This is a genomic window from Bradyrhizobium sp. B039 (assembly GCF_038965675.1).
GTDB classification, from domain to species: Bacteria; Pseudomonadota; Alphaproteobacteria; order Rhizobiales; family Xanthobacteraceae; genus Bradyrhizobium; species Bradyrhizobium diazoefficiens.
Genome location: NZ_CP152416.1, coordinates 4,722,762 through 4,739,745, shown reverse-complemented (window position 1 = coordinate 4,739,745; position 16,984 = coordinate 4,722,762). Strand labels below are relative to the sequence as shown.

The window sequence follows — 16,984 nt, the reverse complement described above, 5'->3', positions numbered from 1 at the left end:
CCAGTTCACAAGCACGCGACACATTCGCTGCTATGAAAGCGTATTGCTTGACCATTTCATTTTGAACGAAACGCCCCAGCGTCCAAGCGCTGGGGTTTTTCGTGCTGGACATGCGAGCAGCGCGTCCTCGATCGCAGCAGCCCGTGCATCCAGAGAAGCAGGTCCCACGCCGCGTTGAATGCTTCGGAAGCGGCGAGTTCCGATCCACAGCCAAAGATTTCGGGAGCGCGATGGCGCTCCGAACGTTGCCACGAGGCGTGCGTTGGCAGGGCAAATCCCATATGGATGGCGGCGAACCGCCGAATCGACAATGAGGCGGCTCGTGTTCGGTGGGTGACAGTTTACGACCAGAGACGGATTCAAGTGAGGCTTTCCAAAAAGGCGAAGGCGACCAAGACATCGCCAAAGAAGGGCAAAGGATCGCAGCGCGCCACGATCTCGTCTTCATCGCCCCTCGGTTCGATGGCTCTGCATCTGCTTGCACAATGGAAGCAGTCCGGACGCAGCGGCATCGTTTTTCTCGCCGAGAGCGAGAACAGGGCGGAGCGGCTCGGTAGCGTCATTCACGCGCTCGATCCCGCCTGCGAGGTCCTGGTGTTTCCGCGATTGAACACTTTGCCGTTCGATCAGCTCGAGCCGTCGCACGAACTGGCAGGGCGCAGAGCCTCGGTGCTGCGACGCCTCGCGAAATCCAGGAAGCCGCTCTTTCTGGTCTCGACGGCGGAAGCCGTGATGGAGCGCCTGCCGCCGCCTGCGAGCCTGTCGCGCCTGAGCGTGAGCCTGAAGGTGGGCGGCGCGTTTTCCGAGCGGGACCTGCGCGGGCGCCTCGAAGAGCTGGGATACGATCTCGAGGACGAGCCGGATTATCCGGGCGGAGCCCTGTTTCACGGACAGACCTTCGAGATATTTCCCGCGGGCGCGCTGGGGCCGTTCCGGATCGAGCATTCAGGCCGCGCCATCAGCCGGATCGTGGCGTTCGATCCGAAAGAGCACGACATCATCTTCGAGACCAGCGAGCTTCTGGTCGATCCCATGTCGGAGCGGCTGGCCTTCGCCGGCAAACGCGGCAAGCGCGCGACGCTGTTCGACTATTGCGGGCGCGCCAAATGGATCGCCGATGCAGGGGTCCCGTTGCATGTCGACGGCTGGCTCAGCACGATCGAGGAGGCCGCGCCTCGCGCGGAGAGAGAACGCGAATACATCGGACGGCGCGACTGGAAGCAGCTCTCCAGGGGCATGAAGGTGTTGCCGCGGACAGCGTCGTTCCAGCCCATCCCGGAGTTTTCGAAGCTGACCTCCTCCAGGAAGGCGCTGCGTGCCTTTGTCGAGGAGACGCGCCGGGCCGGCTCGCGGCTGATCCTGGTCGCGGCGCAGGAGGACGACCTGCGCGTGATGGAGCGGATGGGCGGCGTCAAGGCGCAGCGCTGCGAGGATTGGGACGAGGCTGCGCGCGGGCGGAGCGGCGAGGCGGCGCTTCTGGCCGATCTCGATGCGGGCTTCGTCGTCCCGGGGAAAAAGTCGCTCGTTGTCGTGACGGCGCCCGACGTGCTCGGCAGCCGGGCGCATCATGCGCAGCCGATGGCGCGGGCCTGGAGCGCGGCCTTCGACCATGCCGACGTGCCCGAGCAGGGCACGGTGGTCGTGCATCTCCAGCGCGGCCTTGCCGTGCTCGATGGCCTGCAGACCGTGAACACGGGCGGCGGCGCACTGCGCGAGATGATCCGCCTGGTGTTCGCAGGCGACAATGCGGTTCTCGTGCCGCCGCCCGATCTGGCGCTGATGTGGCCTTACGCAACCGAGCCCGGCAAGCTGGCGCTCGACAAGGCGGACGGCAGCTCATGGTGGGCCCGCCGCACCGAGGCCGAGCGCGAAATCCAGATCGCCGGCAAGGTGCTGGCCAAGCACATCAGCCAGCGCCGCAGGCGGCGCGCCGACAAGCTGGTTCCGCCGGGATCGGCCTATGAGAAATTCGTCGCGCGCTTTCCTTATTTCACGACGGTCGACCAGGCGAAGGCGATCCGCGACGTGCTGGAGGATCTCGCATCCGGCCATCCGATGGACCGGGTGATCTGTGGCGACGTGGGATTTGGCAAGACCGAGGTGGCGCTGCGGGCGGCTGCCGCTGTGGTGCTGTCGGGCAAGCAGGTGGCGATCGCGGTGCCGACGACGGTGCTGGCTCGGCAGCATGTCGCAACGTTCCAGAAGCGCTTCGCCCCGTTCGACATCGAGGTGGGGAACCTGTCGCGGGCGACATCCGGCGCCGAGCTGCGGGCGACCAGGGAGGGACTGCGCAGCGGCCGGATCAAGGTCGTGGTCGGAACGCAGGCGCTCGGCGGCAAGGACGTGAAGTTCGACGATCTCGGCCTCGTCATCATCGACGAGGAGCAGCATTTTGGCGCGGCGGAGAAGGCCAGGCTTTCCAGTCTCGCCAAAAATGTCCATGTGCTGATGATGAGCGCCACGCCGATCCCGCGCACGCTCGCCGCGGGCCTTGCCGGATTCCGCGACCTCAGCGTGATCGCCTCGCCGCCGGTTCACCGGCTTCCGGTCGCAACCAGGATTGCGCCGCTGTCGGATGCGGCCATTGCGTCGGCGTTGCTGCGCGAGCAGCGGCGCCATGGCCAGAGTTTTCTGATCTGTCCGCGCATCCAGGATCTGGATCCGATGCTGGCGCGGGTGCAGGCGGTGGCCGGTGATCTTCGCATCGTGTGTCTGCACGGCAGATTGGCTGCCGACGAGATCGACGACCGGATGATGAGCTTCGTCGAGGGCAGGGCCGACGTCCTGCTCGCGACCAACATCGTGGAGAGCGGCCTCGACATTCCGCGTGCGAACACCATCGTGGTCTGCTGGCCCGAAAAGTTCGGCCTTGCCCAGTTGCATCAGCTGCGCGGACGGGTCGGACGCAGCGGCATCCGCGCGTTCGCCCATCTGCTGACCGAGACGAATTCCGGGCAGTCGGAGAAGCGGCTGGCCGTGCTCGAGGAGTTCAGCCGGCCGGGCGCCGGCTTTGCCATCAGCGAGCGCGATCTCGATCTCAGAGGTGCGGGCGACCTGTTTTCGGAGCAGCAATCCGGCCATGTCCAGGTGTTCGGGCCCGTGCTCTACAGCCACCTGCTGAAAATGGCTTCGGAGAAGGTCGACGAGGAACGGGCCGCGGTGTGGGTGCCCGACCTGAACCTGCCGGTCGCGGACATGCTGCCCGAGACCTATGTGCATTCCGAGCCCGTGCGGCTCGAACTCTATGCGCGCGCCGCAAGATGCAGCAGCGAGGACGACCTCGTCGACCTCGAGGAGGAAACCTCCCGCCGCTTCGGCCCGCTGCCGAAAGTCGCGCGCGACTTCTTTGCCGCCGCGAAGCTCAGGCTCGAATGCAAGCGAAGGGGCATCATCCGGCTCGACGTCGGCCTCGGGGCGGTGGCCGCAACGTTCCTGCCCGGACGGTTGCGGAAGTCGAGAGGGAAGTCACTGCAGCGCGACGGCGATCGCGTCGTCTATCACAGCCAGATGCGCGACGCGCCGTTCGAGCGGGTTGAAGAGTTGTTCGAGGTGCTGGACGAGGGGTGAGGACGGATGCGCCGATCTGGCGCCGTCTTCATCCAGCCGGGTCAATCAGACAGGTGACATCAGTCACTTCGAGGCGTGGTCGATCTTGTGCCCCAAATGCCCGGTGTCGTGATCGCGGCGCAACTGGCTCAGCGACGTCTCGTTCAGCTGAGCCAGGACCTCGCTGAGCTGGGTCGCATCGGGGTAGCCGGCCGCAAAACCCTTTCCGTAGATCTTGCGCAACGTGCCAACCAGCGTGTTGCCGTGCTTCTTGCTGATCCCGCCATCCTTGTCCCGATGGCGGCCATCCAGGCCCGATTCCTTCATGTGTCTCTCCCTGTGTGGCGTCTTGAGCGCCTGGAGAGAGCGTGCTCCCAAATGAGTTGATTGGCAACGGCGCGGCGCGCGGGCGTTGAGCGGCGGTTCGTGCCACCGCAAGGGCGTTGCGCTCGCGTATCTATCGCTTAGCTGTGATGCCGCGTCAGATTGCGGCGGGACGGTTGGCGCATCACATCAGCCCGAGCGGGTTACTCGATTGGAACCGATACGATGCGCTCTGTTCTGGCCATGGGTCTGTTGATCGTCCTGTGCACCGCCGCAAACGCGGCGACGGCGCAACGCTCCCGCGCACATCATCCGCGCTCTCCCGCGGTCGATCGTTCCGGCGCGGACGTGAATCCGCGGGCGCGCTTCGCGGTCCCCGGCTGGAGCGATGAAGCAACGCAGCGGTGGCTGAACAGCGCCTCGTCCAATGTCGGTCGAGGCGGATAGCGGATCGGTTACGTTGTCGGCCAGCGCTGGCGACCGTCGCAGATATGGAAAAATCGGCGACGTGCTGTGAACCGGCTCACAGTCGGTCTCCGAGGCCGCTGCTATGAAGGCCGCATTGCTTTACCGATTGATATTTTGAAAACGCCCCAGCGCTTCCCACCAGGCGCTGGGGTTTTCATTTGGATCACGGCAACGCCAGGAGTTCGCGAAGCGCGATCCGACGGCTGGGTGATTTCTGAAAAGGGAAGGCGGGGCGGCTACGCGGCCTGCTCCTCGAACGAGGTGTATATCCGGCCGGTTGGATCAACGATCTGAACGTCCCAGCACCCGTCCGCGACGAGCTCTCTGGCCTTCTTGAGGGCGGCCTCGAGTGACAGCCGCTTGAGGCTGACGACGCCTGCCGTGTCGAAACCGTTGATTTCAAACATGCCGCTCCCTCCTGTTTTGCTGAATCTTACACCTTTTGAGGGCGTTGTCTCGCGGCTTTGTCGCGCTTCGGAGCAGGCTGCCCCATTGCTCATTCCATCGCCTGGGCCCCGCAATCGGCCGGGGCGGCCGGGCCTGCCGGGCGGCCCGGCCGCTAACGTGAAATTAAGCCGAAAAGCCTACAATTTTAGACAGTTGTAGGTGGGTGCTGCGTAGAGGAGCCGTCGCGAGGACGTTCCGGCGTCGGCTTCCTTTTGCTCGCTCATGAGGTCAATGCAGATGACCACGACTTTGGAAGCGCAAGGCCTCGTCGAACAACTCGACCCGGCAGCGCTCGCGCTCGCAGCCGCAGCGCCCGAACCCGCCGCACCGGAAGCTCCAGTTCCGATCAAGCGCTCCAGCCGGAAATCGGTCCTGGCGCTGTCGGTGTGTGCCCTGGCCATCAACGGCTCGGCGGCCATCTATACATCGCCGGCCGATTTCTCGTCGTTGAATATCGGCAGTCTGGCCGAACTGCTTCCGCGCCGGGACGCACCCGCACCGAAACCGGATCCGGTCGTCGCCGCCTTGAAGGATATCCAGTCGGCCCAGCAGCAGCACACGGCTTCGCTGCAGGAGAACAACCAAGCATTGCAGCAAAATGCCGCCCTGCTGCAGCAGGACACAATGGTGCTGCTGTCCCTGCGCCAGAGCATCACGGACGAACGCTTCGACGTGAGGAAGATATCTTCGCAGCTGTCCACGCTGATCGCGAAGGTGGACTCGCTGCAAGGCGCAATGATGTCGGACGTCACGTCCTCCATTCGAAGAGCGAATGCTCGCTATGGACTGTCCGCGGCGATGCGCAAACGGATGGTCCGGCAGTCGAAGTCGGTGGGGCCTGTTTCGGTTGGTGGAGCGCCGCTGAGCATGCCGGCTGCAGTTGCGGCGCCGGAAAGCTGAAGATAGGTCGAACGAAACGCTTGGGACTGTGCCCGCACTGAACTGGCCCGCTGGTTCACGCTGGCGGGCCTCGGCGCTCCCGGCGCTCTGATCCGCAATTGAATCGGCAGCCGGGAGCCTTGGGGGCTGGAATGCAAGCCGTGCCACGCTCGCTCTTAAGCTGCAATCCGTGAGACGTCGAACTCCGGTAGTTGTACGGAGTCCATTTTCGGAACGGGGTGTTCTACTGTGAGAACACCGGCGAGATTTGAGTACCAGCCAATTTCTAGTTGTCCGGGAATGCCGCAGTGGGGGCTGGAACCACCCTGCGGCTTTTCCCGTTGGGCTTAGTTCCTAGCCGTCGCGGCACGGAACGCCGAAGTTGTCGCAGGTGAGAGCGAAGGTTTCTTTCGCCTTCGCATCTTCAAAGCAGAAGCGCGTGCCGACATCGGCATGATCGATCCACCAATCAAGTTTACTGTCCTTTGCAATGCGGGAGGCTTCTCCTCGCAGCAGATCCAACTGTCTTCCAGCAACGTAGACGATCAGGCAATTTTCCTTGGTCATGAATGACGTCCTTATAATTGAAGCAACGGCTCAATTTGATTCCGACTAAAAATGAAAATCGTGTGGCGTCTCCCGAGAGAAGACGATCATTGATCCCGCTTCAGCTTGCGTCGTCCCCAATGCGGTTCCTTGCCCTTGGGACTGAGCTCGGCGACGTGATGTCTGTTCAGCGGGTCCGTGTGGTTTTCGCAGACCCTCCGCCTCCGACGGAGTGCCCCTTTTGGGCAGTTCATTTCGCCACTTCACCGGCGTAAATTGAACTTGCCGACCGTGCTGGCTTTGCCCCTTCCAGCCCCAGCAAGGAAAGGCAGGCGGCCCTTCCACGCTATCAGCGAGGCGGGGTCGCTGCGTGTGGGGACGTGGAAAGGCAGCGCCACGGTTCACGCTGGCGGGCCTTCCTTGGGAAATTTACGGGTGGCTGTCCGCTGTGGGGTGGCGTTGCAAGCTTCGATAGCTTTCCGATAATACTCCGCCACCTTGAGAAGACCCTCACGCTCAAGATCGAGGGAAGCGATGGCTGCGTGCTCTCTGCAAGCGCGTTCGAGCCTGCGGAATTCCTTTAATTCCCGGTTCAACGACTGCTCCTCAGGCCCGAGGGACGCGATAAGCGGCGAGACCGGCAATGTATCCAATTGCCGAAAGTTCCCGCTTCATCAACTCGCACGCGAAATATGGCCTTTTTGCAGCGGTCTCACGTGCGTTCGAGCTCGCGAACTGCGGCGGCATGCCGCTCTCGAAATCTGGCCTGACCTCAGCTCCGCGGCGGCCGCAACCGGCACAGATGAAGCGCGGCTCGATACCAGAGAGGCGAACATCGTCAGGCCAGCGATCGGCGCTCAGAGCGATATGATGGCCGCAATGGCAATAGACGAGGACGCCGCGCAAGCCCATCTCCCGCATCTCGCCGAAGGTGATCTTGACGGGGCGGCCGTCAACGTGCGTGGGCGTGTGGCGGCGGGCAGGGCGGGGCATGCCGCCATCGAAACGCGGCGCAGGCCAGAGTCAAATTATCAATCCCTTGGGTCTCGGAACGCGCGCGAGCTACTGCGCGTCGTGGGGGCTTCGGTCCCGCGCTCACGCCGTCGGCGCTGAACTTGAACGAGCTAGGTTCGCTTGGCGATTTTTTCTTTTGCCCTTTCTGGGCGTGGCCAGCTGTCGATCATGCTTTTCAGGCCGATCCCATCGAGTTGCAACCGCTCCCCCCGACGGCGGAAATCGGGCGGCCCAGCGCTGTTCGAACCTTCGTTGAAGGTCTAGGGGGATGGTACTCATAACCCGCCTCCGTCCTCCTGCTCTGGTCCTTAACGCGTGTCGCGGTCGAAGGCTCCTTACGCGGCCCGTCCTTGTCCTGAGCGGGGCGCCGGAGTCTGATCAGCCGCATGGGGCAATATCAACACGACATCGACGAACTCGCGCGCATGGAGCGCATCTGCCTGGAATTGGCAGGGCAGGCGACCACGGCTGAGGAGCGCGCCGGCCTGCTTGTTACGGCGAACAATTACAGGGCCGAGATCTCCGACCGGGAGAGCAGCAATCGAATTGTCAGCACAGTGCCCACACGGGGCTTTTTCAATCGGTTGATGGTCTGCCGTAAGCTATTGAATTTGCTTGGTGAGCGCGCTGGGGCTCGAACCCAGGACCCCGTGATTAAAAGTCACGTGCTCTACCGGCTGAGCTACGCGCTCCCATGGCCGCGGATGGCTTTCAAGATCGATCGCCATCGTCTTCGGACATTCGAGAAGCATGTCTTACCGCTGCGCTGAAGCTCGCGTCGCGGGGAAAAACCGGCTGTTTCCGGATCATGCTTTCGGCCCGCGCTGTGTAGGGTGAGTGGCTGCTGAGGTCAATAGCGCGGGTGGCTGCCGCAACTCTTGGCAGGAGCGGGGATTTGCTCGCGGTGTCCGCAGCTTAAGCCGGAATTTTCAACCCGATTGGCGGCCCGCTATCCACTCCGAACGCTGCCTGTGGCTTGCCGGCGCGGAGGTTTCACCCGCGCCGAGAGGCCACCCGGCCGTCAGTTCGCCTCGCGCCGCACCTCGTTCGACACGGCTTGCGGCGTGCCGGCGGGGGTCGGCAGCGCGACCGGGCGCAGGCCAATCAGCTCGGCGGTGCGGATTGCGCTGTCGCGCCAGAACTGGAACGAGTTGATGCGGCTGAGCTCGAGGATCGCGATCGCGACCGCGGCCAGGAACGGCAGGCTTTGCAGCACCAGCACGCCGGCGAAGATGTAGATCTCGGTGATCTGCCGGAAACTGTTGGAGGCGATCAGCACGCCGGCGCCGATCAGGAGCAGGGCGCCGATCACGGCCTCCCAGAACGCCTGGAACTCGATCGACATCCTGGACAGGCCGCCCTTGGAGGTGCGCGCGAAGGCGATGTGCTCGGTGATCAGTCCCTGCGCGACCGCGCGCGACACCGTCCACTGCACGCTCATCGCCGCGATCATCGCGCCCAGCATCTGGCCGGGTTTGATCGCGACGCGCGCCCGGTACATCGACAGGAAATGCGCCAGCGAGACGACGAAGGCGCCGATGATCGGCAGCGTCAGGATCTTGTCGGGGATGGCGATGTCGGCAAAGGCAACGATCGGCACCCAGACGAGGTTGAGCAGCGCCACGACCACGCCGAGGCTTTCGGCTCCCAGCCAGTTCAGCCAGCCGAGGCCGTATTCGCGCTTCTGGTCCGGCGTCAGCCGGCTCCGGCCGGGCAGGAAGTGCCGCCAGTGCTTCTTCACGATCTGGAGGCCGCCATAGGCCCAGCGGTGACGCTGCTTCTTGAAGGCCTCGTAGGTGTCGGGCAAGAGGCCCTGGCCGTAGCGGTGGTTGGTGTAATGCGTGACCCAGCCGAGCTCCTGGATCGCAAGGCCGAGATCGCTATCCTCGCAGATCGTGTCGCTTGACCAGCCGCCGGCCATGTCCATCGCGGCGCGGCGGATCAGGCACATCGTGCCGTGCACGATGATGGCGTTGGCCTCGTTGCGCTGGACCATGCCGATGTCGAAGAAGCCGGCATATTCGCCGTTCATGATGTAGTGCATGATCGACAGGTCGCCGTCGCGATGTTCCTGCGGCGCCTGCACGAGGCCGACGCGCGGGTCGGCGAAAGCCGGCACGAGGTCCTTCAGCCAATCGGGATCGACGACATAGTCGGCATCGAGGATGCCGATGATCTCGGCATCGACGGCGGTGCGGTCCATCGCGATGCGCAGCGCGCCGGCCTTGAAGCCCTGCACCTTCTCGGCGTTGATGAACTTGAAGCGTTCGCCAAGCGCGCGGCAGTGGTCCTGGATCGGCTGCCAGAAGGCGGGATCCGGCGTGTTGTTGATGATGACCACGCATTCGTAGTTCGGGTAGTTCAGCCGCGACAGCGCATCGAGCGTCTGCTTGAGCATCTCGACCGGCTCGAAGTAGGCCGGGATGTGGATCGAGACCTTCGGGTAGTAATTTTCGGGAACGTTCTCGACCGGCTTGCTCTTGGCGAGCAGCCGCTGCGGCGGCCGGCCGAAGGCGACGGCCGCGATCTCGTCGATGCGTGCCATCGCGATCAGCACCAGCGGAACAAGCAGGATCATGCCGAGCGTCAGCGCGAAGGCCGAGCCGAAGATGAAATAGTGCCCGTTCCAGAACGCGAACACGGTGGCGGCCCAGGCGCCGACGCCGTTGGCGGTCGCCGACAGCAGGAACGCCTGCCTGGCGGTCGGCTGCTGCAGCCGCAGGATCGGAAGCGACAAGAGGACGCCGACCAGCAGCGCGATCGTCATCAGCTTCCAGTAATCAGGGTTCTCCACCGGGCCGGTCCAGGCGAATTTCGGCTCGCGGCTGGCGTTGAGGATGCCCCAGTACGGACCGACGCCGCCTTCGAAGAACTTCCAGGGCTGATCGATCGCTTCGACGATGTTGTATTCCATGCCGATGGCTTCGGCGCGGCTGACGAAGTTGCGCAAGGTCAGCGCCTGCTGGAACGGACCGGGGTCGGCGTTGCGCAAGTTGTAGCCCTGGCTCGGCCAGCCGAACTCGGCGATCACGATGCGTTTGCCGGGGAACAGGTTCCGCAACAGGTTGTAGCGGTCGACGGCCTGGTCGACCGCCTGGTCCGAGCGGAAGTTTTCCCAATAGGGCAGCACGTGCGCGGCGATGAAATCGACGTTGGAGGCAAGGTCCGGATTGTCGCGCCAGATGTTCCAGATCTCGCCGGTCGTGACGGGCACGCGGACCGCGCCCTTGACCTTCTTGATCATGTCGATGAGGTCTTCGACCTTCTGCTCGCCGCGGTAGATCACCTCGTTGCCGACAACGACGCCGACGACGTTGCTGTTCTTGCGGGCAAGCTCGATGGCGGCCTTGATCTCGCGCTCGTTGCGATCCTTGTCCTTGTCGATCCAGGCGCCGACGGTGACCTTGAGACCGAACTCGGCCGCGATCGCCGGCACCAGCTCCACGCCGCCGGTGGACGAATAGAGGCGGATCGCGCGCGTCATCGTCGACAGCGTCTTCAGGTCGGCGCGGATTTTCTCGACGGTCGGGATGTTGTCGATGTCGGGATGGGCCGAGCCTTCGAACGGCGCGTAGGAGACGCTGGGGAGCAGACTCCTGAAGTCGGGCGCGGGTTCCTTGTCGCGCAAGACTCCCCACAGCCCAGCGTGAAGTGCGGACACAAGCAACAGAACGGCGGCGACAACGCGCATCGCGGCTAAACCAAAAGGGGCTGGGGTGGCAGGGAAGCGGATCTGACCCCGAGATCCGACCGAGTCCGCGGCAAATGGAGCATATCTCTGCCGCGCGGTTTCACAACTGTCATGGCCTCATGTCCTTATGAGGGCATGTCCTTTTTCGAAGAACGCGTCGCAGTGCCAATCGTTTCTATGGCCGGTCGTTCATGAACGGAGGCTGAAGCGACCCGCTGCTATTTCTGGGGCGCCGGTGTCGGGCTTGCCGCAGGCGCGGGGCTCGCGGCGGGCTGCGGGGCCTGCGCGTTGCCCGATGTCGGCGCTGCCGGCTGGGATGCCGCGGCCGCCGCCTGCTGCGGCTGGGAGGCCGGATTGATCCAGCAGGCGTGCACACGGCTGTCCAGGGTCTCGGCGACCTTGGGATCGATCTGGCCGCCGAAGCGGGTCAGGCAGCGGAAGGCGGCCTGGATGTGGCCGCCGGGGCAGCCGAAGCGGTCGTAGAGGTCGAGATGGCGGAACGCGGTATCGAGGTCATCCCGCCACATTAGCCGCACCACGCGCCGGCCGAGCCAGACGCATTCGGGGTTGCCGGCCGGGCCGTTGATGACCTGGGCGGCTTCGGCGAACTCGTCGGTGCGGCGCTGGTTCTGGGCGGCATCCTTGGCGGCGGCGTCGGCGGGCTGGGCGGCGGCTTTGCCCTGATCGGGGGCGGGCGTGCCGCTCTGGGCGGAGGCGCCAGCGAGACCAGCCAAGGCCAGAAGAGAGGAGACGGCCAAGGTGGCGGCGAACTGCCGCAGGACCGCATTTCGTGACTGACGCACCCGTTGCCGCATGAATTCCCCAACTTCTCCGCTGACCGCCCGCGTCAGGATCCCGCGGACGCGTCGGTGATGGCGTCCAAATGGGTCTCCAATGCGGCGGAAAATTCCCGGCCAGTTGCATGACCTGTATTTCGAATTTTGTCCAGCAAAGTCACGATCCTAGGCCTCTGTCGAACGGCCGCAGGTAAATTCCTTGGGGGAGGGAGGGATCCGCTCCGAACCACCCCCTTGGCAGATGGCGCGCGAGCAGGTAATCGACGGCGCTTCGCGGAGGACGGAACCGATTTCACTTCGTACGCCACTGGCGCTTCTGCTCGTTTCACTGGGTGCGATTGCTGCCGTGTGGTGGTGGCTGGCCACGCCAATCACGCTCGCGCGCGCCCCGATCGACCCCGCCGACAAGGTTCAGTGCGTCTCCTACGCGCCGTTCCGCGGCGAGCAGTCGCCGCTGAACGCATGGACCCATATCGAGGCCGACCAGATCGAGCAGGACCTGCGCCAGCTCAAGGAGATCACCGACTGCGTCCGCACCTATTCGATGGAGAACGGGCTCGACCAGGTTCCGGCGATCGCCGCCAAGGTCGGCGGGCTCAAGGTGCTCCAGGGGATCTGGCTCTCCAGCAACCGCGCCAAGAATTTTGAGCAGGTCGCGCTCGCCGTTCGCCTCACGAAGGAATACCCCGACATCATCACCTCGGTCATCGTTGGCAACGAGGTGCTGCTGCGCGGCGAGATGACGACGGCCGACCTCGTCTCCTTCATCCGCGCGGTGAAGGTGCAGGTTCGCGTGCCCGTCACCTATGCCGATGTCTGGGAGTTCTGGCTGAGGAATCGCGAAGTCTACGAGGCCGTCGACTTCGTGACGATCCACATCCTGCCCTATTGGGAAGACGTTCCGGTGCGCGCGAAATTCGCGGCTGCCCATGTCGAACAGATCCGCGAGCGCATGGCGGTGGCGTTTCCGGGCAAGGAAATCCTGATCGGCGAAACCGGCTGGCCGAGCGAAGGGCGCATGCGCGAGGGCGCGCTGCCGTCGCGCACCAACCAAGCGCGCGTGGTCTCTGAAATCCTGAGCCTTGCGAAGGCGCAGAAGTTCCGCGTCAACCTGATCGAGTCCTACGACCAGCCGTGGAAGCGCAAGCTGGAAGGTACCGCGGGCGGCTATTGGGGTCTCTATGACTCCGTGCGCCGGAACCTGAAATATCCGCCGGGCGAGCCGATCAGCAATTTCCCGTACTGGAAATGGTACATGGGCGCGGGTATGGGCCTTTGCGCGCTGGTGTTCGCGGTCGCTATCATCACGCTGCGCCGGCGGCCCTGGACGCCGCGCTTCTCGACCTGGCTCGGCGTCGCCATCTCGGCGACCACGGCAGGCGTCCTGCTCGGGGTCGGCGCCGACAAGGTGTACTATGAGAGCTACGGCTGGGGCGGCTGGCTGCACTGGGGTGCGCTGCTCGCCGCCGGCATCCTGTCGCCGATCTTCTGCGCGCAGGCGCTGGTGATCGGCCGCAGCCTGCCGACCTTCCTTGATCTGCTCGGCCCGAGCGAGGGGCGGAAATGGTCAAAGCTCACCGCCGTGCTCGGCCTCACGCTGGCGGTGACGGCGGTGATCGCGGCACAGACCGCGCTCGCCTTCGTGTTCGACCCGCGCTACCACGACTTCCCCTACGCCGCGCTGACGATGGCGGTGGTGCCGTTCGCGATCCTGATGCTGAACCGGCCGCAGATCGGCGTGCGTCCGATCGCGGAAGCGGTGTTCGCAGGCGTGCTCGCGCTGTCGGCCGCCTATGTGCTCTTCAACGAAGGCCGCGACAACTGGCAGTCGCTGTGGACCTGCGCGATGTATCTCTTGTTCGCGCTCACGCTGTGGCGGGCGCGGGCCGAGCAAAGCCAAGAATGAGCAGGCCGATCGCGAGGCCCGACAGCACGACATTGTAGAGCACGATGCCGAGGCCGGCGGCGACAACGCCGACGGTGAGCAGCACGATCGACGGCCGCATCAGGTTCAGCGTCGCCACCACCAGCGCGACGATGCCGAACACCGAATTCTTGAACAGTACGGTCGAGACCGAACGCGCCTTGCACATCAGGGTCTGCAAGCCGGCGTCGCAGGCGAGTCCGACGTTCGAGTTCTCGATGCCGAGATAGCGCAGATAGATCGCATAACCGACGGCTACGAAGCCGACGACGATCAGGAACTGCACCTGGTAGGGCGTGAGGCGGAAGGGCTTTTTTGTCATGCGCGCAATATGGTCGGGATGACGGGAGGGGGCAACAGGGGCGACCAACTTTTCTGTCCGTCGCTCGCAAGCCGTTACTGGTTAGCTACCCGATCCAATCGGCACGACCATTCCCTACCGCCTGAAGAACGACGACAACGTCGATCCCGCCGAGGCCGTCTCCGGCTTGGCCGGTGCTGCCGGCTGCGCCGCAGGTGCAGGCGCGGGCTCCTCGCGCTTCGACGAGCGCTTTGAGGAATAGCTGCGGCGGCGCTTGTCCGGCTTGGCTGTGGGGGCGGGCGCAGGTGCGGTCTCGGCTTGCGGCGCCGCATCCGGATTCTTCTCGGCGTTCTTTTCCTGAATCCGGTCCTGAGACTTTTCTTGTCCCTTTTCCGAACCGCCGCGCATCGATAGCCGCTGGCCGTCGAACACGGTGGTCTCGCAGTGACGGTCGTTCTCGGCGAGACCCGCGCAGAGCTTTGCTGCGGCGGCCGCGTTGATCAGCGGGCCGGCGCCCAGTCGCAGCTGCATGCCGAGGCCGGTGGTGCCTTCCTTGATCATGATGATCGGCCGCAGCGTGGCAACTTCCGGATTCGATTTGGTCACGCCGCGCCAGAGCGCGCGCAGGCCATCGATCGAGTTGGCGCCGCCGAGATCGATCGCAAAGCGCGTTTGCTGAACCGCGATCGCGGGAGCCTCGCTTTCGGTTGCCTCCGGCGGCTTGGCTGATGCGGCTGCGATTTCGGTCGGGGCGGGTGTCGGCTCGGGCTTCTTCTCGGCGGTCTTCTCGGTTGTCTTTTCAGTCGTCTCGGGCTGAGTCAATTTCGACGCGGCGGGATCAGGCGGTGCCATGATCGACTTGGAGGGCACCAGCGGAAGCATCGGCAGCGCCGATGTCGTCGCCGGCGACTGCTGCACGAGGGAGGCTGCGGCCGCGCTCTGCGGCGGCGGGCTCGACGGCTCCTTTGCAGCCTCCTTCACGGTGTCTTTGGTCGGCTCCTTCGCCTGTTCCTTTGCGGCTGCCGCGCGCGGCTTGTCGCTGGATGGAGATGGCATCGAGACGACCGGCGCGACGCTGGGCGCCGCAGGCTGTGCGTCGGGCGCCGGCGTGTCCTGCGGCTTCGCGCTCTGCCTGGCGATGGCGCCGGTGACGGAATCGAGCCCCTGCTCGAGCACGGTGACGCGCGAATAGAGCCGGTCGCGATCAGCGTTCAGTGTCTCGACGGCGGCGGCGAGGCGGCGCGCCTCGTTCTGGCTTTCCCTGGTCAGTAGCTGGAGCCGGTCGGCCTGGCGCACGAGATCGGCGGACGCCACCTGGTCGCGCCGCCAGCCGAGCTGGGCCTGGTTGGCCATCACCGCGATGACGACGGCGCCGACGGCCGCAACGCCCCAGGAGCCCAGCCGCCACATCATGCGGCGGTCGAACGCGCTTTCCTCGGCCAGAAGTCCGGAGAATAGCCCGCCAGTCTCCTTGGTGCCGAAGGCATCCGCCAGTGGGTCGGAATCCTTTGCCATGAACGTTAAGTGCCCAGCCCCGTTCAGCTTCCCCGAATCAATCAGGGAACATTAACAGGAAAAGCGTGTCGCACTTGAATTCCGGGCGTTTGCGGGGGTAGCAAGGCGGGCAGCATAGGGGCGGCCTGCCGCCTGCCGCGCCAGTTGATTCGGCCGTATCTGACAGGATCTCGATGACCGCCCGCTCCAGCCTCACGATCGTGCTCGCCGCCGGCGAAGGCACGCGCATGCGCTCACACCTGCCGAAAGTGCTGCATCCCGTCGCTCACCAGACGCTGCTCGCCCATGTGCTCACCGCCGCCCCCAAGGGAACCGGCACCTCGCTCGCCGTCGTGATCGGCCCGGATCATCAGGCGGTGGCCGATGAGGCGAGGCGCATCCGCCCCGACGCGCTCACTTTCGTGCAAGCCGAACGGCTCGGCACCGCGCATGCGGTGCTGGCGGCGCGCGAGGCGATCGCGCGCGGCGTGGACGATCTGCTGATTGCCTTCGGCGACACGCCGCTGATTTCGGCCGAGACCTTTGCGCGTCTGCGCGCGCCGCTGGCCAACGGCGCCGCGCTCGCCGCGCTCGGCTTCCGCGCCGCCGACCCCGCCGGCTATGGCCGCTTCATCGTCGAGGGCGACCGCCTGGTCGCGATCCGCGAGCAGGCCGATGCCAGCGCGGACGAGCGCAAGATCGATCTGTGCAACGCCGGCGTGATGGCGATCGACGGGCGCCGCGCGCTCGCGATCCTGGATAAAATCGGCAATGCGAATTCCAAGGGCGAATATTATCTGACGGATGCGGTCGAGATCGTCCGCGAACAGGGATGGGAGTCCGTGGTGATCGAGACCAGCGAGGACGAGGTGCGCGGCATCAACACCAAGGCGCAGCTCGCCGAAGCCGAAAGCGTGATGCAGGCGCGCTTGCGCAAGGCGGCGATGGAGGCCGGCGTGACGCTGATTGCGCCCGAGACCGTTTATCTGTCCGCCGACACCGTGTTCGGCAAGGACGTCACTATCGAGCCGTTCGTGGTGATCGGCCCGGGCGTCTCGATCGCCGACGGCACGGTGATCCACTCCTTCTCGCACATCGTCGAGACCACGCTCGGCAGGAACGTCTCGATCGGACCCTATGCGCGGCTCAGGCCCGGCACCTCGCTCGGCGACGGTGCGCGGATCGGCAATTTCGTGGAGACCAAGGCGGCGACGCTGGAGGCCGGCGTCAAGGTCAACCATCTCTCCTACATTGGGGACGCCACCGTCGGCGCCAATTCCAACATCGGCGCCGGCACCATCACCTGCAACTACGACGGCTTCAAGAAGCACAAGACCATCATCGGGCAAGGCGCCTTCGTCGGCACCAACTCCTCGCTGGTGGCTCCGGTGAAGATCGGCAACGGCGCCTATATCGGCTCCGGCTCGGTGATCACGCGCGACGTGCCCGACGACGCGATGGCGCTCGAGCGCAACCAGCAGACCATCAGGGAAGGCGGCGCGGCGCGCTATCGCGAGATGAAGACGCGCGGCAAGAAGCCGGAGAAGTGAGCG

General features: G+C 64.8%; 11 protein-coding genes, 1 tRNA gene and 1 pseudogene. 4 read left to right on the top strand and 9 right to left on the bottom strand.

Annotated elements, in window-relative coordinates; all coding sequences use genetic code 11:
- Positions 1-462: 462 nt before the first annotated feature.
- Positions 463-3,567, top strand: coding sequence for a DEAD/DEAH box helicase (locus AAFG50_RS22135; RefSeq protein WP_039185169.1), 3,105 nt, complete (start codon positions 463-465; stop codon positions 3,565-3,567).
- A gap of 63 nt (positions 3,568-3,630) precedes the next feature.
- Here AAFG50_RS22135 and AAFG50_RS22130 read toward each other — a convergent pair whose 3' ends face one another.
- Together AAFG50_RS22130 and AAFG50_RS22125 are read right to left on the bottom strand one after the other, a co-directional pair.
- Entirely contained in the window at positions 3,631-3,873 is a 243-nt protein-coding gene (locus AAFG50_RS22130) for a hypothetical protein (protein ID WP_011087435.1), read from the bottom strand.
- Between the two features lie 701 nt (positions 3,874-4,574).
- Positions 4,575-4,745: a hypothetical protein gene (locus AAFG50_RS22125; protein WP_165448161.1), complete on the bottom strand. Its 171-nt coding sequence runs from the start codon at positions 4,743-4,745 to the stop codon at positions 4,575-4,577.
- A 271-nt stretch (positions 4,746-5,016) separates the two neighbouring features.
- On the opposite strand from AAFG50_RS22125, the gene AAFG50_RS22120 reads away from it, so the two are divergent.
- Positions 5,017-5,685 (top strand): hypothetical protein, encoded by a 669-nt coding sequence (locus AAFG50_RS22120; RefSeq protein WP_028173954.1) that lies wholly within the window; start codon positions 5,017-5,019, stop codon positions 5,683-5,685.
- A 333-nt stretch (positions 5,686-6,018) separates the two neighbouring features.
- On the opposite strand, the gene AAFG50_RS22115 is transcribed toward AAFG50_RS22120, so the two are convergent.
- From AAFG50_RS22115 to AAFG50_RS22095, 5 genes and pseudogenes are all read right to left on the bottom strand, one after another.
- Entirely contained in the window at positions 6,019-6,231 is a 213-nt protein-coding gene (locus AAFG50_RS22115; protein ID WP_028173955.1) for a hypothetical protein, read from the bottom strand.
- A gap of 735 nt (positions 6,232-6,966) precedes the next feature.
- Positions 6,967-7,203, bottom strand: a pseudogene (locus AAFG50_RS22110) (hypothetical protein); the annotation flags it as partial.
- A gap of 637 nt (positions 7,204-7,840) precedes the next feature.
- Positions 7,841-7,916, bottom strand: a tRNA-Lys gene (locus AAFG50_RS22105).
- A 329-nt stretch (positions 7,917-8,245) separates the two neighbouring features.
- A complete protein-coding gene (locus AAFG50_RS22100; protein WP_028173956.1) occupies positions 8,246-10,915 on the bottom strand; it encodes a glycosyltransferase in 2,670 nt (889 codons plus the stop codon).
- Positions 10,916-11,133: 218 nt separating this feature from the next.
- On the bottom strand, positions 11,134-11,730 hold the full coding sequence (locus tag AAFG50_RS22095; RefSeq protein ID WP_011087384.1) for a hypothetical protein: 597 nt from the start codon (positions 11,728-11,730) through the stop codon (positions 11,134-11,136).
- 223 nt (positions 11,731-11,953) lie between these two features.
- Between AAFG50_RS22095 and AAFG50_RS22090 the strand changes: the two genes are divergently transcribed.
- Positions 11,954-13,618, top strand: a complete 1,665-nt coding sequence (locus tag AAFG50_RS22090; RefSeq protein WP_011087383.1) for a beta-1,6-glucan synthase — start codon at positions 11,954-11,956, stop codon at positions 13,616-13,618.
- Here the strand turns inward: AAFG50_RS22090 and AAFG50_RS22085 are convergent.
- Positions 13,578-13,958 carry a hypothetical protein gene (locus AAFG50_RS22085; RefSeq protein WP_011087382.1) on the bottom strand — a complete coding sequence of 127 codons (381 nt, stop codon included), beginning with the start codon at positions 13,956-13,958 and terminating at the stop codon, positions 13,578-13,580. The two genes, AAFG50_RS22090 and AAFG50_RS22085, sit on opposite strands and share 41 nt — an antisense overlap.
- Before the next feature lie 114 nt (positions 13,959-14,072).
- Positions 14,073-15,452, bottom strand: a complete 1,380-nt coding sequence (locus AAFG50_RS22080) for a hypothetical protein (RefSeq protein WP_028173958.1) — start codon at positions 15,450-15,452, stop codon at positions 14,073-14,075.
- A gap of 173 nt (positions 15,453-15,625) precedes the next feature.
- Between AAFG50_RS22080 and glmU the strand changes: the two genes are divergently transcribed.
- Entirely contained in the window at positions 15,626-16,981 is a 1,356-nt protein-coding gene (glmU, locus tag AAFG50_RS22075) for a bifunctional UDP-N-acetylglucosamine diphosphorylase/glucosamine-1-phosphate N-acetyltransferase GlmU (RefSeq protein ID WP_028173959.1), read from the top strand.
- Positions 16,982-16,984: the final 3 nt, after the last annotated feature.